Below are 25,012 nucleotides of genomic sequence, written 5' to 3' on the forward strand. Positions count from 1 at the left end.
CCAACCGCCGGCTCTCTGTTATGTACAGGAATTACTACTGATCCTTATCATCGAAATATGTATACAATATCGGGACCATTATATAAAAAAGCAAGCCCAAAGTCAATATTACACGTTATAATCGCCATCTTGAAGTCTACGGTTCATACCGTTCATAACACTCGTTGCTGTTCAGGATATCCGAAAACGCTCAATGCCTTCCTCCAGATTATGAATGGTCCAATTCACATGTTCCTGATTATCATATTGGCGATAAGCGCATTCAATGCGTAATACCAGATCAAAGTACAAGTCGTATAGACTTCTTCTTCTCAGCTCACTTTCAGTCGTAATCGCATGCCCGTATCCCTTTACGAATCCGGGAGTATAGTTAAAATGACTGAAGTAATGCTCCATCAGAGGATCTGCCCACAGTGAACGTTCAAAATCAATAATCGCTGTGATACGACCTTTGTCTACTAGAACATTGCCATCCCACAGATCCCAACTCACAAGAACAGGTTCTTTTACATCGTCCAGCACATTCGATTTTTCTCCAATCAAGCGTCTCAATTCAGGGTAATCAATCGAAAATGTAATCCCCGCTTCTTCCCCGTCGGTAAGAATGTCATCCATCAGATTCATAAATGCTTCTTTCCATGTGGAATAACGCTGTTTTTCCTGCGAGAAATATCCAAACTTCTCGCCCTTGATTTCATTAATTCGACGATTGTACCGACCCAGCTGGTGTTCAATAGCTTCCTGCTCTTCCACAGAATATTGATCCTTGACCTGATTATAGGGTGCTCCAGACATGTACTCCATGATAAAATAACGCGCTGAAGCCATAGTTAATGAATCATCATAAGCCAACACTTGGGGTACGGGAACATCCTGTAGCTCCGTGATGAGGCGTAGTGCCTCAACTTCGGCAATCATGAGATCCTGCTCACAGCGCATCAGATTTGTCGAAGCCGACGGTGCAATTTTCAGTACCACTCGCTGTGCGTCACTCAGTGTGATGAGATATGCATGATTGGCCCAGCCATCCACCATTTCCTTGTAGTCCTCTATACTTGCAGAGAAATGCTGCTCTATTATGGCATTCAACTGTTCTGACGTAAGTCTTGTTTTATATGTACTTTCCATTTCTACACCTCATATTGACATTTGATTTATTTCCTCAGAAAACGCTTTCTATCCGACTATTATCGCCTCCTTTACTTTAACTGGCAATACTTTTTGTCACGTCGTTATGTCTTTCCTAGCACTCCCTTTCCCAATTACAGAATCTTGCTATTCATTTTCCATAAAAAGTCAAACAAAAAAACTGCCCTTATGCACCATACATAAGGACAGTTCTCATTATTCGCTCTTACTTCACAGCCACGTAGAACAAGCGCTGAGCGCTGTCTCCGGCCTCTTTCCATTCAAAATCCGCATATACCTTCACGTCTCTAAAACCTGCCTTGGACAACTCCAGCTTCATCCAGTCCGGATTATATGCACGCTGGACATGAACTTCTTCAAACCGCTGATACATATCCTTGCTACCGTCATCCACACGCGAAAAAATACTAAGATGATGTTCAATCTCACAGCGATCCTGGTCCAGATCACAAGTCCAGATATACGACACAGAGCGCTCATCCAGTACAAAAGGCTGCTCCTCATTATAACGAATAAGGGTATTGGGATGATGCACATCAAACAGGAACGTTCCATCAGGCTTCAGCATCTCATATGTCCGCTGGAATGTTCGAATGACATCTTCTTGTTCAAGCAAATAATTGACACAATCACAGAAAGATATCACCGAATCCACAGGGTCTGGAACTCGCCATTCCCGCATATCCTGCTGCACCCAACGGACACTGCCCTCGCGATACAAGCGATGACCCTGAGGTGTAGCCTCCATCTTGCTGCGCGCAACCGACAGCATATCTGCTGAGAGGTCAATGCCTGTAACTTCAAAACCGGAGTTCACGAGCGGGATCGTAATGGAGCCCGTTCCACAGCCAAGTTCAGCGACACTTTTGGGCATTCCATGCTTTTCCCATGCTGTTCTTGCAAACCTTATCCAGTCCGGATAAGGCATATCTTCCATTAATTCATCATACACATAGGCAAATTTCCGGTAAGACATGTCAGGCACCGCACTTTCAATTTCATTTTCCAATCCTGTTAACAAAAGAAAAAGCAGGGGCATCCGGTGTTTACCCAGCCTATCCCTGCCTTATCCGAGTTCCATATTACAACTATTTAATCAAGAAAATTACTTGTCTTCACTTTGATCCGCAGAAGCAGATTCGGACAGATACGTCCAGCTTTCCTTTTGAACCACCAGTCCATCCTTCATCAATTTGCCCAAGGCACGCTTGAACGCAGACTTACTGATGCCAAAGCGCTGCTTGATGATATCCGGCGGAGTTGCATCCGAGTAAGGCATGCCGCCCATAGGGCGCTCTTTCATAAAGGCGAGCAGCTTGTCTGCATCTTCGTTACGTCCAACTTGTTTGAGTTGAGTCATGGCCAGATTCACACGTCCGTCTTCACGTACCAGTGTCACCCGACATTTCACTTTTTCACCAAGACGCAGCATATGACTACGTTCGGATGAATGAATCATGCCAATTGCGCCAAAGCCCAGTACACCGCCCTCTACAAGTACAAAAGTACCCATCTGCAGTGGCTTGTATACCGTCGCTTCAACCCACTCGTTTAACCATGAAGTTGGAGCATGGAAAGACAATGGTGAAAGTTCACGTTCCCCGGCCAATTTGGCACGCAGACGTCCTTGCTTGTCATGTTCCATGATTACAAAGACTTCATCCCCCACTTGAGGACGCAGTTCTTCCAGTTCAGGCAGTTCGCGAATAGGAAGCAGCAATTGCCGTCCAAGGCCCATTTCCAGGAAACAGCCCAGTCGTGGGTGAACATCTGCCACAACCAGTCGTGCCATTTCGCCGAGCATCAGATAAGGCTTTTTCATCGTTACGGCCAGACGATCTTCCGTATCAAAGAATACAAATACCTCAAGCGTCTCACCAATCTTAATATCCCGTGTTAACTCGGTATAGTGAAGAAGTACATCTTCCGATCCTGTCGTCAAAAAGAAGCCAAACGGAGACACTTCACGTGAAACCGGTAAAGAGACGACTGTTCCAGCAATCAAACTCATACAGTTTCCACCACTTTGGCATCAGACCAGAGTCGTTCAATGTTGTAGTATTCACGCTCGTCGCGGTGGAAGATATGAACAACAACATCGCCCATGTCCATCAGTACCCAACGTGCAGAATCCATACCTTCGATACCTTTGATCGTCGCTCCGGCTGCATGAGCCTGTTTGCGAATTTCAGTGGCAATGGCTTGTACCTGTGTATCGGAATTCCCGTGGCAAATAACAAAATAATCCGCCACCAGAGAAACATTAATCAGATCCAATGCTACAATATTGGATGCCTTTTTGTCGTCTGCGGCAGTAACCGCCATATTCATAAGTTCTTTCGATGATACTGTCATGAACCAACCTCCATAATCTATAATTGTGTGTTCAAAAAGATCAGTTTTCAGTACCGAGAAGATGGAATAAAGCTAGAAATGGAGTAGCGGAGCGTAGGATAACTACGTGAGCAACGGACATTTCGGCTGAATTTCATATTCGATGCTGATGATGCCGCTAGGCATCCTTCGTAATCAAAAGTGGACTTTTTGAACAACCTCTATAATTGTGCAATTAAGTCATTCCGCGACAGCATGGTCAAAGGATAAATGACACGTCGTTGCGAGATCAGCAAGCTAATCGTCGAATCGAATCCGGCAATTAAACCTTCCTCCAGACTACGTTCAGCCTGTTCGCGAATGTGTTCCACTCCCGGGAAATCTCGTCCCGGTTCAATGTAATCGGCAAGACATACTACTTTGTCCAGCAAGCTCATGCCTACCCGACCCGAGGTATGCCACCGGATGGCATTAATAACTTCGGAATCCGTTACACCGTAATCACGCTCGGCTACAAAAGCACCGACTTCGGAATGCCAGAGCTGCTTGTCATGCTGCAGAAGTTCCTGGTTTAATCCGTTATCACGGATGACCGCTTCCATCTCCGCTATGGGCCAGTACTTCGCCACATCATGCAATATCGCTGCCAGATCTGCTTTCACAGGATCAGCACCGTATTTTTCAGCCAACATCACTGACGATTCCATTACACCCAGTGTATGCTTCCAGCGTTTTTCCGGCATTTGTCCGGATACGGCTTGAATCAGTTCATCACGGCTTAGTGCCATATAAACCGCTCCTTACAATGTATTGGTGCACTTCATCAGGAATCATGAAGCGTACCGAATGTCCTTTGGCCAGACGTCTGCGTACGGCTGTCGATGAAATATCGACCAAGGGCATCTCGGCCAGCAGGACCCGATCCTGTAACTCGTCTGGTAAATCATCCAGATGTAACTGGAAGCCCGGCCGACCAACACCGATAAAGGTTAAGCGTTCTGCAAGCTCTTCAATCTGCTCCCATTTGGGAAGATAGTTCACCATATCCGCCCCGATAATGAAATAGAATTCATGTTCAGGATGGCGACGCCACAGTTCCTTCATCGTATCAATGGTATAAGACACTCCGCCCAATTCCATCTCGATATCCAGCACCTCATATTGCTGCACACCCTTCACAGCCGCTTCCGTCATATCGAGACGTTGCTGTCCCGAAGCTCCGGCTCCGCGTTTGTGAGGTGGAACATGGGAAGGCATAAACCAGATCTCATCCAGTGCATGCGAGTCCCTTGCCGCTTCAGCTGCCAGGAGATGTCCCATGTGGATCGGATCAAACGTACCACCCATGATGCCGATCTTCACCTGCGTCACGCTCCCTTATCTAGGTAGTTCGATTTGTTTGTTATCGCGAGATTCTTTGTACAGGATGATTGTGTTACCAATGAGTTGCACAAGCTCACTTCCCGTTTCACGGGCAACTTCTTCTGCCATCTCTTTTCTGTCCTCGTCATTGTTGTTCAATACTTGCACTTTCATCAATTCGCGCTTCTCAATCGCATCTTCGATGTGACGGAACAGGTGCTCGTTGGTTCCACCTTTACCAATCTGAAATACAGGGGTCAGGTGATGTGCCTGTGACCGCAAAAAGCGCTTTTGTTTACCGTTTAACATGAATACTCCATACTCCTTATGTTGAGCAGGCCCTGATTGACAGTTCAAAGACTGTCCGGACCTGACCGTTCATTTATATTTTCACACTTCAAAACTTTTTAACACCGCTCGTCTCATCGTCGCCACAGGAGCCGGAATGCCGAGCCAATGTTCAAAGGCCACTGCACCCTGGTATACAAACATCCCCAGACCACCGTGCACTGTGCATCCACGTAACCGCGACTCCCGAAGCAGACGGGTCTCCAGCGGATTATAAATCAGATCACTCACAGCTGCGCCTTCACGAATTAGTGCGGGATCAACCGGCAGGTCATCAACATGAGGATACATTCCGGCAGCCGTTGTGTTGATCACAATATCAGCCGTAGCCAAGACCGTCGCAGCGTCTTCCATGCCACTGCCTGAGATTTCTCCCAAGCCATGGCCCCGTAAATCCGAAGCAAGTGCAACAGCCCTGTCCGCTGTACGATTCAGAATGTGAATCTGCTCAGGCTTCTCCAATGCAAGTGCGTATATAACGCCTCTTGCCGCTCCACCTGCTCCCAGTACAGCAATACGTTTACCCGCAAGCTCAGGCACAGCCTCTTCCTTCAACGATCGGACATAGCCAATACCATCCGTATTGTACCCTGTCAGTGTTCCACTTTCATTGACGATGGTATTCACCGCACCAATCAGGCGAGCACTTTCATCGATCACATCCAGGTACTGCATCACCTGCTCTTTATGCGGGATCGTGACATTGACACCACGATAGCCCAATGCCACAATTCCCCGAACTGCCGCTTCCAATTGATCCGGATGAACATGCAGCGGCATATACATTCCATTCACTCCTGCAGCCTGCAGGGCCGCATTGTGCATTGCCGGTGATTTGGAATGAGCAATAGGATCACCCATAACGCCAAGCAACACGGGAAGTGAAGGGTTGCCCTTTTTATCCTCAGACATAGGTCCGCCTCCAATCCGCTCTGATGTACAGGTTCTGAGATTACATTAGATTAAGGATGGACGGATCTGTACACGAATGCCTTTTGGAGCATGCACAGCAACAAGTGCTCCAATATCGCCATTAACCTTAATCCAGCCCAGACCCGAGATGAATACATCCGATTGACTGCCGCGTTTGATGCGGAATTCATGTCTGGTCCATTCAGCCATCTCTGCTGCATCCTCACGGGTTGGCGGAGACAACAATTCTCCCAGGTGGTCGCGGTACAGATCATCTGCACGCTCCAGCTTCGTCCGGTGAATATCTAGCGCAGTGCTGATAAAACAAGTAAACGACTGGCGATCACCTTCCACAAAGTCAAATCGAGCCATGCCGCCAAAGAACAGCGTCTGACCGGAATTCAACTGATACACAGCCGGTTTAAGCGGTTTTTCAGGCATGATGGCAGCGAGATCCTTACGTGAAACAATCTCGCTGAAACGCCATGGATACACAATTCCAGGCGTATCAATGATATATTTCCCATCATCCAACGGAATGTTCACCATATCCAGCGTTGTTCCCGGATAACGGGATGTGGTCAGCTCCTGCTCCAGATCGCTGTAATCACGAATCAGACGGTTAATCAGTGTGGATTTACCCACATTGGTACCACCAACCACGTACACGTCACGATCTTCGCGATACGTTCCTACAAGCTCAAGCAGTCGGTCGAAGCCCTGATTTTGCTTTGCACTGCACAAGACTACATCCACGGTACGCAAACCCTGTTCTTTGGCTTGCTTCTGTACCCAGTTGCGAACCTTGTTCCAGTTGGTTACTTTCGGAAGCAAGTCCGTTTTGTTCACAGCAAGCAATACCGGATTGTTGCCTACAAAACGTTGCAGACCGGAGATAATGCTGCCATCAAAGTCAAACAAATCAACGATATGGATGACAAGTGCATCCTTATCCCCGATTTTGCTAAGCAGCGCCAGGAATTCGTCCTGATCCACCGTAACGGATGATGACTCATTGTAGTTTTTGATGCGGAAACAGCGCTGGCATATAACCGGTTCACGATCCAATGCCTTCTCGGGGATAAACCCTGGTAATTCCGAATTTTCTGTTTGCAGATGCACGCCGCATCCGCTGCACCTTACGGCAAGATTGCCGTTATGCGGTTCTGTCATTTCTTCTTTTCCTCCTCAAGCCATAAGCCTTTCCTGCGTAAACTCGTTAGAGCAATCCGTTCCACGCGTCGATTGAAGCGGGTCATAAAACCTTCGTCCCCAATGGAGATTGGCAGTACCAGAACGGTATATAACCCCATTCGGTTCCCTCCATAAACGTCCGTAAGCATCTGATCACCTACTACAATCGTGTTCTCAGGAGATAACTCCATCATTTTCATTGCTCTACGAAACGGTACATTCGATGGTTTGCGTGCACTATGCACAAACTGGATATCCAGCGGGGTCGCAAACAGGGATACACGATTCAAATTGTTATTGGACACAATCATCAGTTTGAAACCCGCCTCTTTCACACGTGCAAACCATTCAATCAGTTCGGGCGTAGCGTCAGCGGCTTTGGCTCCAACGAGTGTGTTATCCAGATCAGTTATAATTCCACGGTAGCCTTGAGCGTACAGCTCTTCCAGATTAATGTCAAAAACCGTGTCTACACGCAGCTTGGGCATTAACATTTTAAACAAAGAAGTCACCTCAGTTTCATACGACACACTATATCACAAATCCGTCTTTCCTGAAAATGCATACAGCGCCTGATGGCATAGGAAAAAAGGAAAAACGGGACGGGCAACAACTATGCCCGTTCCGCTTTCAGTTCCTTCCGCAGCTTCAAGGCGGTCTGATAGACGCCCTTCCAGTCGTCGGCAGTTACGGACGCTGGACTGTAACGAGTCTGTTCAAACTTCGTGAGAAGCTCATGCAATGTTGCTTCTGCAGCAGGTTTTGCCTGGCTCCAGCGGGCTACCGATTCACGAAGTGTCTCGTCTCCGCTCCGGGTCAACCCTTTGCGTTTCACATACTGAATCCAACGCTCGGTCTCTGCCACTACCTTCTGTTCAGGGGTGAGCGGTCCACCTGTCCGTAGACGAAGCAGGAAGAATCGCATGGAGAAACGATTACGCCAGAACATATATGCTACCCACAATACAATAATGGCTCCTGCAGCCCAGATAACAAAAGTCGGGATGGCAGACGATGTCTGCTCAGGTGCAGGGGTCTGCTCTTCCTCTTGTACTGGCTCCTCTTCTGGCTCTTCTTCTGGCTCATCTACAGGCTGTACATCAGGCTGTTCCGTCAGCAGCGGCATATCAAAGCCCGGCGTTGCTTCAACAGGAATCCATCCATACTCACCAAAATAGACCTCTGCCCAGGAGTGTGCATCTGCATTGGTAACGGTGTAGGTCGTCTCAATCTCCGCGCCAGGTTGACGTGGAGCCTGCATGTCCGAGTTCAGGGACAGTTGTCCAGGCGCATAACCTTTAACCCACCTTGCAGGAATGCCCTCCGAGCGCGCCATCATCACCAGCGCAGTGGAGAAGTAATCACAGTAGCCTTCCATAATGTCGAACAGGAAACCTTCCACAAAGTCGCTGCTTACTTTTCGAGATAAATCCGGATTGTTCGTGTATTCAAAATTAGTTTGTAAATAGTTTTGCAGTAATGCCACTTTTTCATACGGAGTATTCGCAGATGCCGTTATCTCGGCTGCTAGATCTGACACCCGGTCAGGGAAACGGGATGGTAACTGCAAGTACATATCATCTGCCGGATTACTGTTATACAGATCTTCAAATGACTTCGTACGAAGCTCATCTTCCACAATCACAGGGGCTTCCGATACGACAGTATACGTCTTGGGATACTGCGGTTGCTGACGGTCTGTCACCACATGAAGTTCAGCCTGTTCGGCATTCCACAACATCCGTTCCGTTCTGTCTTCACCATTAATCGAGCTAACTTCAGCGATCGAATAAGCACCGAAGAGAATCGGATAGACATTATCATTCAGCATCGTTACATTCTGAGTCACTTGTTTGGTATTCACATTACCGGATTCCTGGTTCTCCAGAGGCTGTCCGGCTTCAACATTCTCTGTTGAACCCCGTCCACGGTCATCCCAGCCTGTGCCTGTATACTCTGCACGTGTCTCACCGCGCCAATAACTGCGCTCATTGGTGGTGACAGACATGACAGGGGTATAGTCGAAGTTGAATCCTCCACCAAGCTGATTGTCTTCCCTGCTGTATCCCGATTCGGTAGCCGTCGGAATATCAAGGTTTCCATTACCAGCCTGATTGGTAGAAGTTCCGGTATAGTTACGCCAAGCTGTGTATGGATCCGTCAAGGTGGGTGGAATCTCCGGCATATTAACGCTGGCTACAATAATCAAAGAAAAGATAATGGCAATATTGGCCAGGACCTTATAAGGATAACGGATGATTCGTTTCCAACCTTGTGGATACTGTAGCTGATAGTTACGGAAATGCTGACATACGAGCCATCCCATCCCCGCAAACATCACCCACGCGATTTCAATCCAGAGTGGGATCTGAGTGAAAGAATCGAGAATCCCCATCGAAATGATGTTAACACCCAGAAAAACAAGAATGCGACGTGTTGTGGTCACGAGTCGAAGCGCAGCTTCAAGCATCACCCATGCACACAGGGAGAACCAGATGTACGGCGTCATGTGTAATATGAATTGTTCCGCTCGGTCCGTTAAAGAGCCATAAGGGATGTACACCGTATAATCAATTAGCGTTTTATGCAAAATGTAACCAACAACGACCGCCTTGATGATCGCCCGATACATCGTTTTGAAGGGCAGAATGACCTCCAGCACACTGACCGCTGCAAGTGTCCATAACACCAGAGAAGTTGTCTCCGTGTACCACGATTCCTGCGTAAATGAAATCCACTGCATTCCAATCAGGAAAATCCAGAGCAACGACGCTGCATGATACCAGGATCGTTTGCCTGCAACACTTTCATTTCCTTTTGTACTCATACAGAACCTCCCCCCATCACCGTTGGAAGCTCCTGCAAGTGAGAAACAGTGAATGACCTCGTGCCTCTTCCACGCAACATGGCATTCCACTCGGCACTCCGGCGGGATTCACTGGTATCGATCAGAATATGACATGGAGTCATGCCCCGCGTATCGGCCCAGCGCAACAGTTCCATTATTTTTTCATCCTTCTGGGGAGAAATCACGACAAAGTAGGCTCCCTGAGGCAGTTGACGTGCGATTCTTTCCACGCCGGGCAACAGATGGGTATCCTGACCGTTATATTGAATATCCACCAGATGATGCATCATCTTCTGTCGTTCCATCAGACTTTCACTGGGGGCCATGAAGGATGTCTGTTCTGACAATGTCAACAAACCCATCCCCATTCGTTCCCTGACACCATACTCCAGCAGAGAGGCAGCCGTGGAAACGGCAATTTCGAAAGCATCCCCATGTTCATAACTTGATGCCAGCGCATCCAGAACCAGAATGGTTTTGGGCACAGACTCATGTTCAAACTCCTTGGACTTCCAGTTCCCTGTCTTTGCCGTGGCATTCCAGTGAATGCGGGAAAGTCGATCTCCGTATACGTAGTCACGTACACCATTGATCTGAGTGGTCTCTCTCCGTGAACGGGTTAACGCCGTCTGAGGACCGGATAACCGTGATTTGCGGTCGTAGAGCTGCCAATATGGAATAAATACCGTTCTTGGCAGTACGCGAAACTCACCTTTGGCCTTAAACTTTCCTCGATGTTCAATCAGTCCAAATATGTCCTCGCTGGCACATTCCGTTTCTGAAAAAACATACTTTCCCCGCTCAAGTGGCGGTGTCTGAAAAGACAACTCGCCATTACCTCGCATATTGGGAATCAAACTTTCCTTGAATGACCACGATTCTCCGTTATGTCGATGCAGCATTTCACGTACAACAACATAGGGAAGCGGGAGGAATCCCGGAATCGTCAGACTCAGCTGTACTTGAACCTGGTCACCCGCATGCAGCAATTCTTCGTGGTCTGGACCAGAAGATAACCTACGAACTCCTTGAGCACGTCTTACCCCGCTAAATCCAGCAATGGCGAGATACACACAGAGCAGGGTCACCATCGACAGCAACATAAGGGATGTCTTCCCGCCCTGAAACAAAACATAAGCCAGACAGCACATCCACACCATTGCGATGCTCCATACGCGTGGGTGGCGTAACCCTCTATTGACTGTTCTAAAAAGCGGCTTCATGAACTATTGCCCCATGGAGACGGGCACGCGTACTTGCTGGAGTACGGCTTTCAAAACGGCCTCGGAACTCATACTGTCCAGTCTCGATTCGGGACGAAGCACAATACGATGAGAGATCACATAAGGGGCCATCGTTTTCACATCATCCGGAAGTACATAATCACGTTCCTGCAAGAAAGCAAAGGCTTTTACGGCCATCATGAACGATATGGCTGCCCGTGGGCTGGCACCCAGCAATACAGATGGGTGGGAGCGGGTTTGGCGAACAACATCCAACAAATAGTCCATAACCGGATCACCGATAAAGACCTCTTTAATCTCCTGCTGGATTGCCGAGATCTGGTCCATATGAGTCACGGATTCAAGGCGATCTACAGGCTGACCGAGCTGATGCTGTTTCAATAGAATTTTCTCAATTTCCTTATCAGGATAACCTAGACTTATTTTCAACATAAACCGGTCGAGTTGTGCTTCCGGCAAAGTATACGTACCTTCAAAATCAATCGGATTCTGAGTTGCACAGAGCATGAATGGATGTGGCAGATCATACGTATCACCATCAACGGTTACACTGCGCTCCTCCATCACTTCGAGCAGAGCCGATTGGGTTTTTGTTGTGGCCCGGTTAATCTCATCAGCTAGCAAAATGTTGGTCATCACAGGACCTGGCCGGAAGTAAAACCGCTCATCCTTCGGATGAAACACAGATACCCCCGTAATATCACTTGGTAGAATATCAGGATTACATTGAATGCGTCGGTACTCACCACGCATGGATTTCGATAATGCCTTGATTAATTGCGTTTTGCCAGTTCCCGGTACGTCTTCAATCAGAACGTGCCCGCCTGCAAGCAAAGCTGTAAGTAAAAGTTGAATTTCAAAGGATTTCCCCATAATACAGGATTCCAGATTTGAACGAACTGCGGATATGATTTGGATCGACTCTTTGCGCACAGGCATGTGGTCTAACCTCCTAAAAAAGCATACAGATTTCCTTTTATTGTACATGATCCAGAGTCACGAGTACACTCGAAGGAACTCACAATTTGTTTCCAGCCCGTCAGATTCACCGCAGTTCTCGCATGAATACGACAAAAAAGGCCCGGATAGAAGTTATCCGAAGCCTTTGTTGAATCGCAATATGTTCAAGTAGATTTCTCATTCTATGTTAGCCTTTTGGTCTAACGACCAATGCCGCGAGAAAAGAAAAGATGATCGCTGACGAAATCCCCGCCGCAGTCAGATCGAAAATCCCTGTAATCACACCCAGCCATCCCTCTTTTTCCAGCTCCGTCAATGCCCCGTGCACTAAGGAATTACCGAAACTTGTGATGGGGATGGTTGCACCCGCACCTGCAAATTTAACCAGGGGGTCATACACGCCAAATGCATCCGCAAGCGCACCTGTCACAACAAGTGTACTCATGGTATGAGCTGGCGTCAGTTTAACCCCATCCATTAGAAGCTGTCCGATAACACAGATTAAACCGCCAACAATAAATGCCCACAAGAACTGCATTACCCTTATCCCTCCTTTTCTATGGCTACGGCATGTGCAATACAAGGAATACTTTCACCCTGCTGGTACGAAATCGGAGATAACAGCGCACCCGTAGCAACGACGAGCACCCGTTTAAGATCACCCTTCTGCATCCGGTTCAAAATGTGACCATAGGTGACGGTGGCAGAACATCCGCAGCCACTTCCACCGGCAACAACATAAGGCTGTTTCTCCCGATCATAGATCATCAGGCCGCAGTCATTAAAAACCGTCTGTTCCATGGGAATGCCTTCTTTTTGCAAAAGCTCTTTCGTAATTGGCAGACCAACGGAAGCCAGATCCCCGGTCACAATGAGATCATAATAGCCGGGTTCCAATCCCGTATCCCTGAAATGAGAGATTATGGTGTCGGCTGCTGCTGGCGCCATGGCTGAACCCATGTTAAAGGGATCTTTGATGCCCAAATCCATAATGCGTCCAATCGTGGCTTTGGTAACAACGGGACCATCACCAGTACGGGAGACCACACCACACCCTGATCCTGTGACGGTATATTGCGCATAAGGCGGCTTTTGGGAACCATACTCCGTCGGATACCGAAATTGTTTTTCCACCGTACAGTTGTGGCTCACCGTTCCTGCAAGGACATAATCTCCAGCTCCGGAGTCAACAATCATGGACGCTAACGCTAACGTTTCCATGGAAGTAGAACAGGCTCCAAAGACACCCAGGTAAGGCACACCCAGTTTTCGCGCTGAAAAGGAACTGCTGATAATCTGATTCATCAGATCTCCACCCACAAAAAATTGAAGCTCTTCCTTGGTAATATTTGCATTAACCAAAGCCAGCTGAGAGGCCTGTTCGAGCAGTTTGCGTTCTCCCTTTTCCCACGTTTTCTCGCCGATCTCGAGATTGTCATAGACATAATCGAAATCAGATGACAGTGGACCCTCGCCTTCTTCTGGTCCTACAACTGCGGCTTTACCGATGATCCGCGGACGATTCTCAAACTGCCATGTCTGGCGACCCAATCGTTTCACAGGTGCCCACCTCCAAATCCCAAAAAGGCGTAAACAATCCCTACGACAAATGCTGCCACGACACCAAACACGATAACGGAACCAGCAAGTTTAAACATGTTGGCCCCTACACCGAGCACCAGTCCTTCAGCACGATGTTCCAGTGCAGCAGAACACATGGAATTGGCAAAGCCGGTAACCGGCACAGCAGTTCCTGCTCCTGCCCATTGAGCCATTTTATCGTAAACGCCGAGACACGTTAGAATAACCGATATGAGAATCATGACCGCCACTGTAGGACTGGAAGCTTCCTTTGATGTCATGTCGAAACCGGCCATAAAAGCCTCTTGAATGGCCTGTCCAATCAAACAGACAGTACCCCCAACCAGAAATGCTTTGAGGCAATTTTTCAGGATTGGACGAGGCGGCTCATGTTTTTTTGCGACTTTTTTGTACTCCTTTTCATCCATGGACAGGGACGACGATTTTTTTTCGCTTCCGGATGCAGATTGAGCTGGCAAGATACAAGACCTCCTCTATGTGAAATGGTTCAAAGCTACGGCTGAATGCCAATGTGTGTAATCCTATATTCATTGTTTGTTAATAATCGGAAGGTTATGTATCCGGCGACAGACAGCATATGTTTCCAACAAGATCATGTTGTGGAAGCAGGATGCGAATATGCCGGTTCTGAGGACTTCTAGATACGTTCTATAAATAAAGAAGAACAATCACGAGCAAGATAAAAAGAACGATAAACAGTACTTTTTCCGTGCCCTCTTCTGGAGGTTTCATTGGATATTTAGCTCCTTCCTGAAACAGACAAACAAATATCGAACATAAAGAACATCACAAAATGATGACATCTTCTCCATCTATTCATATTCATCGAAGTGTCATCAGGACTATGACTAAAGCGGATAGAATCATGAAACTTGGACACGGTAAGCGCCCAAAACATGCCTTAAATACGTGACATAAACATGGACAATCACTTGCGCAAGGTTCATACTGTAATGTGACCAGTGGTTAAATAACAACAGGCGGGTAGCCGTTCTACTGTGACCTGAAATACATACCAACAGAGGAGTTGTTGACACATGAATGAAAAAACGATGGATATGTTTCGTACGTTGACGGAATTTCCTTCCGCATCCGGTTTTGAACGTGAGCTTCGCGGCTGGATGAAAGATAAGCTTTCCGCTTATACCGATGAGTTCGTCCAGGATCGCCTGGGGAGTCTATTTGGAGTATTACGCGGGGAGGAATCCGGTCCCAAAGTTATGGTAGCCGGACACTTTGACGAAGTAGGTTTCATGACTACGGGCATTACGGAAACAGGCATGATCAAATTCCGCCCACTGGGTGGATGGTGGAGTCAGGCTGTACTGTCTCAACGATTGGAAATTATCACACCTGATCGTCGGATTACCGGAGTCGTAGGTTCTACACCTACACACTTGCTGGATGAGTCGCAGCGGAACAAACCTGTGGATCTGAACACCATGTATCTCGACATTGGGGCGGACAACCGTGCGGAAGCAGAATCTTGGGGCATCCACCCAGGTATGCAGATTGTGCCGATCTGTGAATTCACACCTATGGCCAATCCTAAGAAAATTATGGCTAAAGCGTGGGATAATCGTTACGGCGTAGGACTTGCACTTGAACTGGTTGAAGCGCTTCACAAGGAAAAACTGCCTAACACACTCTATGCTGGTGCAACGGTTCAAGAAGAACTGGGGCTTCGCGGTGCACGTACGGCGGCCAACTTGATTCAGCCTGATATCTTCTTTGCACTTGACTGTAGCGCGGCGAATGATATGACAGGTGACAAACAGTCCTTTGGACATATCGGAGAAGGCGCATTGCTTCGTATTTTTGACCCGGGTATGTTCACCCATCGCGGAATGGTGGAATATGTTCAAGATACGGCTTCATCCAATCAGATCAAAATGCAGTATTTCATCTCACCAGGTGGTACCGATGCAGGTCAAGTTCACCTGAGTGGCATTGGTGTACCGTCAACAGTGATTGGTATCTGCGCACGTTATATCCATACCTCATCTTCCATCATTCATACGGATGACTACGATGCAGCCAAAGAACTGATCGTGAAGCTGGTCAAAGGTCTTGATCGGACAACGATGAATACCATAATTAATAACGCGTAATAGCTGACAAGAGACCTCCTAACAATCGGGAGGTCTCTTTTTTATATTCACAACGATATCAGTTAGACACGTAGATTAATAGGCCGAACATTATAGGGAATTACACATAAGATACAATAACGGAAGATGAATTAAACACCAAGCAGCGGGGGACCTGTTATGGCAGTGAGAAGGAATGGAAAATCGAATAAAGGCTCCAAAAAAACAAATGCCGCAAACACCCTTCTCAATGGCAACCTTAAAGGAAGAAATCTGGAACTTATCGTTGCAGCATTACTGGTCAGTGGGAAGTTAAGAGTGGATGCGGTCACGTTGTTTCGAGAAGCTACACTGGTCGTTGAACTGGTCGGACAATATAAAACGTTACAAAATATCACACCATCGAATCAAGACAAACTGGTGCAATTCCTGGATGAGATTGGTGGGGACATGACGTTGAATGATGTTATACGGGCTTTCCAACAAAGAATCAATTCTTAACGCCAAGAAATGAGGTTGAAGTGATGTCTGACTTTGACGGAAATGGGTTCGCTGAACTACTGATTATTGTCATTCTTGTTGTTTTATTTGTATTCGGTTCTTCCGATATTGACGACCTGACTGATTCTCCTTCTCAATCCTGAATTGGCTAGGTTAATACGATCCATTCATTATGAATTGCATTCCTGTAAACGCCAGCCCACAATATGCGGGCTGGCGTTTTTGGATGGCTATAGAAATAGCGGTGAGAATGCAATCCAGGCCAAAATAAGAGTAAGCACAATGCAGACATTCTCTACAACGGCCCCACGCTTGGTCCCTGTACTCATCAGATTCACCCGTATGCGCCACTTGAGCGGTGGTAACGGACGAATACCCCGATTGGTTAGTGAATCGGCCAACAGATGCATCGCATATGCCGTGCCTCCCGCTACCCAGATCTCCGGTCCCTGCTGCTGGGTCGTGCTGTACAACAAGCCCGCCCATATTGCGGTTCCGTACAGGGTATGTGTCAGTCCCCTATGAGTCAGTGTGGTGCAGAGCATTAACAAACTGCCTGCAATCAAGTTCCACGGTGCGAACGCGTGACCATAAAAGACCAGCCCGAGTCCAATCGCAAACATCAACACTTTGCGAAGCGAACGCGAAGGCAGGAATGACACAAGCGCAATGAGGATCGCAAGCAACAGGTTCCATGGTTTGGCATGAACATAGAAGTACACAAATACAGCTGTGGGCAACAGAATCGTCTGTAACAGCCTGATCAGACTGTTAGGCAAGGCTCTGGATACCAGCAGCGAATTCGGCTCATCAATGTCAGGCAATAACGAACCAATCAGAGCAACCGTAACTGCCGGCGCTGTCACCGGCATACCGGCCAACTGCAGAACAGAAAGTGACACGCCTGTCCCGATAATAAGGTGGGATCTTCCCATCATGATGCAAAAACGTCCTTTCGAAGAAATCGGGAACAATACGGCCCATTTCCGATTTTACAACGAAAACAAAATAAGAACAATAGTTCGCATTTCTTATTTGTTAAAAATAAATATCACTTTCTGTGATGGGGCTCACACTATTATATTTATGACTCTTTTATCTTTATTAGTGAATTAAATCACATAAACTGTCGTCAACTACTTGTATAATTTCAAATATAAACCACTAAAATTGTTGGTAATGTACAGCGTCTAACCAAGGAGGCATACACACATGAACGGAAAAAAAGAGAAACTCGTTATCATAGGTAACGGAATGGCAGGAATCAGTACCGTAGAACAAATTTTGAAATTAACTACACGATTTGATATTACTGTTTTTGGCACAGAGCCCTACCCTAACTACAACCGCATTATGTTGTCCTATGTATTGGAAGGAAGCAAAACACTGGATGACATCGTCCTGAATGATCTCCACTGGTATCAGGATTATGGTATTACCCTCCATACAGGAACAACCGTAACCCGAATTGATTCGGATACCCATGAGGTTGTGACGGAGGATGGAACTCGCTTCCCTTATGACAAAATCATCATTGCGACAGGCTCTAACTCCTTTATTCTCCCCGTACCTGGACATGACAAAGAAGGTGTTGTCGGTTTCCGCGATATCGCCGATTGCAATGTCATGCTGGAAGCTGCTAAACAGTATAAACGAGCGGCCGTTATAGGCGGCGGACTGCTAGGCCTTGAAGCTGCCAAAGGGTTGGTACAACTTGGCATGGAAGTTACCGTAGTGCACTTGATGCAGGATCTGATGGAGCGTCAGCTTGATCCGCAAGCTTCAGCCATGTTGAAGGCGGAACTCGAACGTCAGGGTATCCGGTTCAAAATGGGTGCGCAGACTTCCGAACTGCTGGGGGGCGAACGGGTTGAAGGGATACGTTTTGCAGATGATACGGTTCTGAATGTTGATTTTGTGGTCATGGCTGTAGGCATTAAACCCAATACGGCTGTAGCCCGCGAAAGCGGTATGGAAGTCAACCGGGGTATTGTCGTGGATGACTATATGCAGACTTCACTTGAGAATGTGTACTCGGTCGGGGAATGTACAGAGCACCGCGGGGTATGTTACGGCCTCGTTGCCCCATTGTTCGAGCAAGGTATGATTCTGGCGAAACATATCTGCGGGGTTGAAACGGCTCCTTATGAAGGTTCTGTTGTATCTACGAAATTGAAAATTTCGGGTGTAGACGTCTTTTCAACCGGTGAATTCATCGACAGTCCCGAGCACACCGTCATTTCGCACAAAGATGACTGGAAACGGACTTACAAAAAAATTCTGCTTCGTGATAATAAAATGGTCGGCGCCGTGCTCTTCGGTGACATTACGGATTCTGCCGAATTGCAGAAGCTGATTAAACAACAGACCGAAATGACCGAAGAATTGTATGGTTCACTCATGGGTACAGGCTGCGGCGGTCATAAGAAAGCAACCTCTGTTGAAACGATGCCCGAGGACGAGATCGTCTGTGGATGTAACGGGGTAACCAAAGGAACCATTGTGGATGTCATTACAAACCAGGGCCTTACTACTGTAGATGAAATCAAAGCCTGTACCGGTGCAACCCGCTCTTGTGGTGGGTGTAAACCGGTTGTGGAACAGATTCTGCAATATGTACTTGGAGACAGTTTCAGCAGTGGAGCCAAACAGGGAATATGCGGATGTACTTCCATGGGACGGGATGAGATTGTAGCCGAGATTCGTGCAAAGGGATTACAAACAACCAAAGAGGTCATGAATGTACTGGGTTGGAGTCAACCTGAAGGCTGTTCCAAATGTCGTCCGGCGATCAACTACTACCTTGGCATGATTGCACCAGATACACACGAAGATGAGAAAGAATCCCGTTTTGTTAATGAACGTATGAACGCGAATATTCAAAAGGATGGAACGTATACGGTTGTACCTCGGATGTATGGCGGGGTGACTACACCAGCGGACCTCAAACGAATCGCTGATGTATCAGTCAAATATGATGTGAAAGCAGTCAAAGTGACTGGCGGTCAGCGTCTCGACTTGATTGGTGTTAAAAAAGAAGATTTGACCAAAGTCTGGGCTGAACTGGATATGCCTTCAGGTTATGCATACGCCAAATCGCTGCGTACGGTCAAAACATGTGTCGGCTCCCAATTCTGCCGATTCGGTACACAGGATTCCATGGCCATGGGCGCTCGCATTGAACGTAAATTCGAACGTCTGGATCTGCCAGCCAAGTTTAAATATGCTGTCAATGGTTGTCCGCGGAACTGTGCAGAGGCATGTACCAAAGATATCGGTATCGTTGGTAACGACGGAGGTTGGGAAATCTTCATTGGTGGTAACGGTGGTATTAAAGCAAGACTGGCTGATTCCCTATGTAAAGTGAAAACGGATGAAGAGTTAATTGAACTGTGCGGAGCCATCATGCAATATTATCGCGAGACAGGTAACTATCTGGAACGGACGTCCGAGTGGGTGGAACGCATGGGTCTGGAGCATATTCGTTCGGTGGTTGTGGATAACCTTGAGGAACGTAAAGCGTTGATGCAGCGGATTGAATTTGCACTTGAGCATGTTGAAGAACCTTGGCAAAAAGCGATTCGCAATGAAGAAGGCCAAAGCAAAATGTTCCATGGTATCGAAGTATCGGCTCGTCCATAAGTAAGTTCGCAAGATTAATATTGCCGGAATGTTAAATATAGATAAGGAGTGGTTTAAGATGACGACCAAACAATCAGGCACCTACTTCCCTGCCGGAGTAGTTGAAGAATTCCTGCCACGAATCGGAAGAGTAGTTGAAATTAAGGATCAACAGCTTGCTGTCTTTCGTGCATCGGATGGAACCATCTTCGCTGCGGATAATCACAACCCCCACCCTAAGGGTGGGCCGCTGGCTGAAGGTATCGTGTCCGGACATTATCTGTACGATCCACTGTATGATTGGAAAATCGACCTGACTACCGGTATTGTGCAAGCACCGGACAACGGTCAAGTACAGATGTATCCGGTGAAAGTAGAGAATGGTCAAGTCTGGATTGCAATATAGCTCCATTGAAACGTTCAAAGATTGATGCAAAATAATGGGGGAAACCGTGATGTATACACCAAGTGTTGAGGGAATTATTGAAGCTGCGGTTAAAAAACGGGACCAAATGAACGCAAGCCTGCCACGTTATATGGTTGCTGCCTTGATGGCTGGTGCCTATGTAGGACTTGGCATCGTTCTGATCTTCAGTATTGGTGCTCCGCTCCTTGCAGCTCAGTCACCACTGCAAACCATGTTGATGGGCATGTCCTTCGGACTCGCGCTCACGCTGGTCATTTTTGCCGGATCGGAACTTTTCACAGGTAACAATATGTTCTTTACCATGAGTACGCTGGCTGGCCGAACCACAGTGAACGAAACGTTGAAGAACTGGGGGCTCGTCTTTGTTGGTAACCTGCTCGGCGCAATTCTATTAAGTCTACTTATAGTCGGTAGCGGCCTGTTTAAAACGGCCACACCGGAACATCTGCTGTTTGCCGTCTCTGCCAAAAAGATGGCAGCGCCCGTATCCGAGTTATTCTTCCGAGGCATTCTCTGTAACTGGCTCGTCTGTCTGGCGATCTGGATGGCCGCTCGCTCCAAAGAAGATATCGCCAAACTTGTTCTTATCTGGTGGTGTCTGTACGCATTTATCGCAAGTGGTTATGAGCACAGTGTTGCCAATATGACTTTGCTGTCTTTATCCTGGTTGCTGCCAAACCACCCGGATACAATCACGATGGCAGGCTGGTTCCACAACATGATTCCGGTAACGCTTGGTAATATTATCGGCGGTGCCCTCTTTGTCGGCATGGCGTACTGGTATACTTCTCCGGTACGAAAAAAGGCATAATAGTTGATCTATTGCACTTATCTACGTTAAGTAGCATAACATTTGCACAGATGAAGCCACGATGGATGACGAGCTCACGTTCAGTCACCCATCGTGGCTTTTTGGCTTCATTTTACATTCAATGTATACATCGTTAATCCGTGGTTAATATAACTGAAGTATAGTCAGTGTATACGCCCACCTAACTTGTAAAGGATGATCTCTTCTTATGGGAATTCATACGTACTTCAGATCACTGAATGATCTTGAACGCATTATTCGGACCCCTGGCAAATTCAAGTTCGAAGAACATTGTGTATCCGCCCATTCCTGGAAAGTGGTTCAGTACGCCAAAACGTTGGCCGATATTGAAGAACAGCAAGGCGTAAGCATTGATTGGAAAAAGTTATACGAGATTACCAGCAGTCATGATTATGGCGAAATCTTCATCGGTGATATCAAAACACCAGTCAAACATTATTCACTGGAGCTGCGTTCGATGCTGCAAAAGGTGGAAGAAGGCATGGTTGAACATTTCATTAATGAAAATATTCCTGAAGAGTTCCAGCCTATTTTCCGCAGACAGCTGCGTGAGGGCAAAGACCAATCGGTTGAAGGACTGATTCTCGAAGTCGCAGACAAGATGGATCAGGTATATGAAGCCTTTGCTGAGCTCCAACGTGGCAATACGGAGAAAGAATTTATCGTTATGTACCGTTATGCCTTGGTCAAAATCAAAAATATCGACCTCCACTGTGTACAGTATTTCCTGGAACAGATTCTCCCCGACATGATCGAAGAAGGTATTCGCTCCCCATTTGATATTCGCAAAATAACCGAAGAAGCTCTGGCCCAGTAATTAGCTCAAGTCAACATGGTTCTCATCATCCATGGACAGAGCTTTTTTTCGTTCCTGCAATTGTAGTCGGTATTCGCTAGGGTACATGCCCGTTTTGTTTTTGAAGATCCGGCTGAAATAGTGGGAGTCACTATACCCTACCGCTCCACCAATGGTCTTGATATCCATATTCTCGTGAGTGACGAGCATACGCTTCGCTTCATTAATCCGCAGACCTGTCATATATTTCAGGGGAGTCTCCCCCGTCACCTTCTTGAAGCACTTTCCCAGATAGTCCACACTAAAATGCATCTGTCCCGCCATGTCCTGGAGTGTAATCTCATGCATGTAATTCTGCTTCAAATACAACTTAACAGCCTCTGCGATATCCTCCGGCTTCACCTGCTCATCCAGCACGGCACTGACATGGGCAAGCGAATCCACAGCGCTCCCAAGCTTCAATTCCATCGCATCCAGCAGTGTCCGAAGCTGTTCTTCCGATAATGGTTTGAGCAGATAATCCTCCACCTTGTAACTGATTGCCTGCCGTGCATATTCGAATTCATGGTAACCACTCAGAATGACAATTTTCACATGCGGATAGGCAAAATACAGATGTTTGGCGAGTTCCAATCCATTCATTACCGGCATCTGTATATCAGTTACAACCAGATCAGGTACGGAATGTTCAATGAGCTGTAACGCTTCCTGACCGTTCCTCGCTTCACCAATCACCTCGAACCGGGTATCCAGCTCTCTGAATTTGCGCGAGACATTCCGGCGAATCAAGGCTTCATCTTCCACAATAATCGTTCTATATTTGATTGTCATGGGTTCAGTCATGCTCCTTTCGAATGGAACCGCCTATAGTAATCTGGACACCGCCGGAAGGCTTGTTCGTAATCTGCATGTGGGCTGCTGTGCCATACCATAATTTCAATCGGACCCATATATTCTTGAGTCCCATGCCGTTAATTTCGAGGTCAGGCATACGCTCCCACTCCTGTGACTGTTCGATATAATGCATGATCTTGGCAAGTGCCTCGGGTTCCATGCCAGGCCCGTTGTCTTCCACGTGGATCTGCCAGGTCTGCTGTACCGGATCCAACTCTCCAGTAATATTCAGTTTCCATGGAGGGGTATCACCCAGTCCATATTTCATGGCATTTTCGAGTAGTGGTTGTACCATTAACATTGGAACCTGAATATGTTGCATCTCATCCGGAATATGAAACTCATAGTGTAGATCATCCTCGAACCTAATCTTCATACACTCCAGATATCGCTCACAATAATCCAATTCTTGAGACAGGGGAACTCCGTTCTTACCCGGAGTAGAAATATAACGCAGCATAGACGCAATATTGGCACAGAACGCGACAATCTGCTCATTCATGCCTTCTTCCGCCATGATGCTAATATTAGTGATGTTGTTGTAGAGAAAATGCGGGTTCATCTGGGATTGCAACGCCAGTAATCTCGCTTCTGTCTCCTGAGATTTCATCGCCAGCCTGTCCTGAAAAGACTGTACAAGCTGTTGATTCAGCCGTATAAACGTATCATTCAGCTCATCCATCTCCCGAATAGAACCGGGATGCTCCAGCTTGAACAATTGACCGGAATCCTGACCCGATACCAGATCATTCTCACCCGTTTTCTGAATAATGCGCTGCAAACGATGCAGCGGCAAAGTAACCCTTTTGGAAATCAGATACGAGAGAACCAGAATCAGCATGAGAGTAGCTAACGTGGCACCGATAAACATCACAGCCATCCGATTGAGACTCGCGAAAAGGGATTGTTTGGACTGCATGACAATAACGGTCCATCCCGTCTCCTGTGACGTCATGTACGTCATCATTTGTTTGGACTGACTCAAAGGATCGGTAATCTCCTGCATCGTATCAGGTGGAAATGAAAGATTTTGAATCAAGTCCACATCATCGAAATGGCCTGCTTGAGAAACATCGGCATCCGAAGAAAGTGGATACAACCGTGTATTTTGTTCATCCACTACATAGATCCGAAGATCGTTGTTATTCGCCTGCAATTCATTCAAATGCTGGAACAGGGTTCCGGCATCCTGCAAAATCTCAACGACACCCTGGCTGACATAATTGCCATCTTTGTATACCCGGGTAAGCGAAATGTAAGGTTGATCTGATTTACCCTCGCCCGTCGGCATGGGCAAAGCTCCGCCCTCTAACAATTGGATCACCCGCCAGCCACTCCGCTCCCAGGTTTCCTTGTACCACGGTCGCTGAGTCAGGTCTACCGACAGTTGACCGTTGAATGCACCCGCTCCCAGCATCTTGCCATTCACATCATAGATATTGGCCTGTTGAGCTGTGTTGGAGCTGCTGATGATCGCAAGAATGACATCAATCAGAGTGGTTGTATCCTTATACAATGCCGGATCACTCGTCATTGTCTGCTCACTATCCTCCGCTGGTGCCAAGTAGTGACTGAAGTGTTCTTTGACCAGATTGGAATACACAATATTCATGGAGAAGTTGTTCATTTTCACCACTTCCTGATCCAGGTTACTGACGATTGATACCCCCAGTTGTCTCTGCTGTTCTTCACTTCGATGACGGATGTCACTTGCGAGAAAAACATACAGGAGTCCTGCCACAATGAGCGAAAAAATAATGAATACCGCAGAGTAATAGACAAACAGACTTTGCTGAAGCGTTCCAAATCGATATCGCAAATCCCCACACACCTCGTCCTATGATGATAATTGTCACACCATTCGAAAATGTCCACCCAACAGAACGCTTTTGTCTATT

At 47.1% G+C, this 25,012-nt stretch carries 25 protein-coding genes and 1 other annotated feature (1 of these 26 running past the window's edge); of the genes, 6 read left to right on the plus strand and 19 right to left on the minus strand.

What is annotated here, in order from left to right; translation table 11 throughout:
* Positions 1-60: a binding site (T-box leader), on the minus strand (it extends 211 nt beyond the left edge of the window).
* Between the two features lie 111 nt (positions 61-171).
* The 16 genes from ACE04G_RS00185 to spoVAC form a co-directional block, all read right to left on the minus strand.
* Complete coding sequence (locus ACE04G_RS00185) at positions 172-1,128, minus strand: phosphotransferase family protein (RefSeq protein ID WP_449003554.1); 957 nt, start codon at positions 1,126-1,128, stop codon at positions 172-174.
* 226 nt (positions 1,129-1,354) lie between these two features.
* Entirely contained in the window at positions 1,355-2,125 is a 771-nt protein-coding gene (locus ACE04G_RS00190; RefSeq protein ID WP_449003553.1) for a class I SAM-dependent DNA methyltransferase, read from the minus strand.
* Positions 2,126-2,254: 129 nt separating this feature from the next.
* On the minus strand, positions 2,255-3,160 hold the full coding sequence (locus ACE04G_RS00195) for a CvfB family protein (RefSeq protein WP_405130486.1): 906 nt from the start codon (positions 3,158-3,160) through the stop codon (positions 2,255-2,257).
* On the minus strand, positions 3,157-3,504 hold the full coding sequence (gene rsfS / locus ACE04G_RS00200) for a ribosome silencing factor (RefSeq protein WP_221821945.1): 348 nt from the start codon (positions 3,502-3,504) through the stop codon (positions 3,157-3,159). Before rsfS ends, ACE04G_RS00195 begins: the two co-directional genes overlap by 4 nt.
* Before the next feature lie 200 nt (positions 3,505-3,704).
* A complete protein-coding gene (gene yqeK, locus ACE04G_RS00205; protein WP_449003552.1) occupies positions 3,705-4,271 on the minus strand; it encodes a bis(5'-nucleosyl)-tetraphosphatase (symmetrical) YqeK in 567 nt (188 codons plus the stop codon).
* Positions 4,255-4,845 carry a nicotinate-nucleotide adenylyltransferase gene (locus ACE04G_RS00210; protein WP_076328126.1) on the minus strand — a complete coding sequence of 197 codons (591 nt, stop codon included), beginning with the start codon at positions 4,843-4,845 and terminating at the stop codon, positions 4,255-4,257. Before ACE04G_RS00210 ends, yqeK begins: the two co-directional genes overlap by 17 nt.
* 15 nt (positions 4,846-4,860) lie before the next feature.
* The gene (yhbY, locus tag ACE04G_RS00215) at positions 4,861-5,154 is read right to left on the minus strand and encodes a ribosome assembly RNA-binding protein YhbY (RefSeq protein WP_017687186.1); all 294 of its coding nucleotides are present in this window, start codon (positions 5,152-5,154) and stop codon (positions 4,861-4,863) included.
* An 81-nt stretch (positions 5,155-5,235) separates the two neighbouring features.
* Positions 5,236-6,105: a shikimate dehydrogenase gene (gene aroE, locus ACE04G_RS00220; RefSeq protein ID WP_449003551.1), complete on the minus strand. Its 870-nt coding sequence runs from the start codon at positions 6,103-6,105 to the stop codon at positions 5,236-5,238.
* 45 nt (positions 6,106-6,150) lie between these two features.
* Positions 6,151-7,278, minus strand: a complete 1,128-nt coding sequence (gene yqeH / locus ACE04G_RS00225) for a ribosome biogenesis GTPase YqeH (RefSeq protein WP_017687184.1) — start codon at positions 7,276-7,278, stop codon at positions 6,151-6,153.
* Positions 7,275-7,802 (minus strand): YqeG family HAD IIIA-type phosphatase, encoded by a 528-nt coding sequence (locus ACE04G_RS00230; RefSeq protein WP_221822062.1) that lies wholly within the window; start codon positions 7,800-7,802, stop codon positions 7,275-7,277. The genes yqeH and ACE04G_RS00230 overlap by 4 nt, the downstream gene beginning before the upstream one ends.
* A gap of 110 nt (positions 7,803-7,912) precedes the next feature.
* Positions 7,913-10,126 carry a DUF4129 domain-containing transglutaminase family protein gene (locus ACE04G_RS00235; RefSeq protein ID WP_449003550.1) on the minus strand — a complete coding sequence of 738 codons (2,214 nt, stop codon included), beginning with the start codon at positions 10,124-10,126 and terminating at the stop codon, positions 7,913-7,915.
* Positions 10,123-11,307, minus strand: a complete 1,185-nt coding sequence (locus ACE04G_RS00240; RefSeq protein ID WP_237175703.1) for a DUF58 domain-containing protein — start codon at positions 11,305-11,307, stop codon at positions 10,123-10,125. Before ACE04G_RS00240 ends, ACE04G_RS00235 begins: the two co-directional genes overlap by 4 nt.
* Before the next feature lie 66 nt (positions 11,308-11,373).
* Entirely contained in the window at positions 11,374-12,330 is a 957-nt protein-coding gene (locus ACE04G_RS00245; protein WP_221821935.1) for an AAA family ATPase, read from the minus strand.
* Positions 12,331-12,538: 208 nt separating this feature from the next.
* Positions 12,539-12,889 carry a stage V sporulation protein AE gene (spoVAE, locus tag ACE04G_RS00250; protein WP_036615159.1) on the minus strand — a complete coding sequence of 117 codons (351 nt, stop codon included), beginning with the start codon at positions 12,887-12,889 and terminating at the stop codon, positions 12,539-12,541.
* Between the two features lie 5 nt (positions 12,890-12,894).
* Entirely contained in the window at positions 12,895-13,911 is a 1,017-nt protein-coding gene (gene spoVAD, locus ACE04G_RS00255) for a stage V sporulation protein AD (RefSeq protein ID WP_076214289.1), read from the minus strand.
* On the minus strand, positions 13,908-14,411 hold the full coding sequence (gene spoVAC, locus ACE04G_RS00260; RefSeq protein WP_036615164.1) for a stage V sporulation protein AC: 504 nt from the start codon (positions 14,409-14,411) through the stop codon (positions 13,908-13,910). The genes spoVAD and spoVAC overlap by 4 nt, the downstream gene beginning before the upstream one ends.
* A gap of 579 nt (positions 14,412-14,990) precedes the next feature.
* Here spoVAC and ACE04G_RS00265 point away from each other — a divergent pair.
* On the plus strand, positions 14,991-16,064 hold the full coding sequence (locus ACE04G_RS00265) for a M42 family metallopeptidase (RefSeq protein ID WP_076214286.1): 1,074 nt from the start codon (positions 14,991-14,993) through the stop codon (positions 16,062-16,064).
* A 159-nt stretch (positions 16,065-16,223) separates the two neighbouring features.
* Positions 16,224-16,544, plus strand: a complete 321-nt coding sequence (locus ACE04G_RS00270; RefSeq protein WP_076214284.1) for a hypothetical protein — start codon at positions 16,224-16,226, stop codon at positions 16,542-16,544.
* Between the two features lie 230 nt (positions 16,545-16,774).
* Here the strand turns inward: ACE04G_RS00270 and ACE04G_RS00275 are convergent, their stop codons facing one another.
* Entirely contained in the window at positions 16,775-17,482 is a 708-nt protein-coding gene (locus ACE04G_RS00275; protein WP_036615169.1) for a metal-dependent hydrolase, read from the minus strand.
* Positions 17,483-17,756: 274 nt separating this feature from the next.
* On the opposite strand from ACE04G_RS00275, the gene nirB reads away from it, so the two are divergent.
* The 4 genes from nirB (at position 17,757) to ACE04G_RS00295 (ending at position 22,241) form a co-directional block, all read left to right on the plus strand.
* Complete coding sequence (gene nirB, locus ACE04G_RS00280) at positions 17,757-20,186, plus strand: nitrite reductase large subunit NirB (protein ID WP_405130490.1); 2,430 nt, start codon at positions 17,757-17,759, stop codon at positions 20,184-20,186.
* 58 nt (positions 20,187-20,244) lie between these two features.
* On the plus strand, positions 20,245-20,571 hold the full coding sequence (gene nirD / locus ACE04G_RS00285) for a nitrite reductase small subunit NirD (RefSeq protein ID WP_449003549.1): 327 nt from the start codon (positions 20,245-20,247) through the stop codon (positions 20,569-20,571).
* 49 nt (positions 20,572-20,620) lie between these two features.
* A complete protein-coding gene (locus ACE04G_RS00290; protein ID WP_339305110.1) occupies positions 20,621-21,403 on the plus strand; it encodes a formate/nitrite transporter family protein in 783 nt (260 codons plus the stop codon).
* Positions 21,404-21,611: 208 nt separating this feature from the next.
* Positions 21,612-22,241 carry a YfbR-like 5'-deoxynucleotidase gene (locus ACE04G_RS00295; protein WP_221821926.1) on the plus strand — a complete coding sequence of 210 codons (630 nt, stop codon included), beginning with the start codon at positions 21,612-21,614 and terminating at the stop codon, positions 22,239-22,241.
* Here the strand turns inward: ACE04G_RS00295 and ACE04G_RS00300 are convergent, their stop codons facing one another.
* Positions 22,242-23,051, minus strand: coding sequence for a response regulator transcription factor (locus ACE04G_RS00300; protein WP_083677409.1), 810 nt, complete (start codon positions 23,049-23,051; stop codon positions 22,242-22,244).
* Positions 23,052-23,055: 4 nt separating this feature from the next.
* Positions 23,056-24,933 (minus strand): cache domain-containing sensor histidine kinase, encoded by a 1,878-nt coding sequence (locus tag ACE04G_RS00305; RefSeq protein WP_449003548.1) that lies wholly within the window; start codon positions 24,931-24,933, stop codon positions 23,056-23,058.
* Positions 24,934-25,012: the final 79 nt, after the last annotated feature.

The sequence above is a fragment of the Paenibacillus sp. AGC31 genome (genome assembly GCF_057334655.1).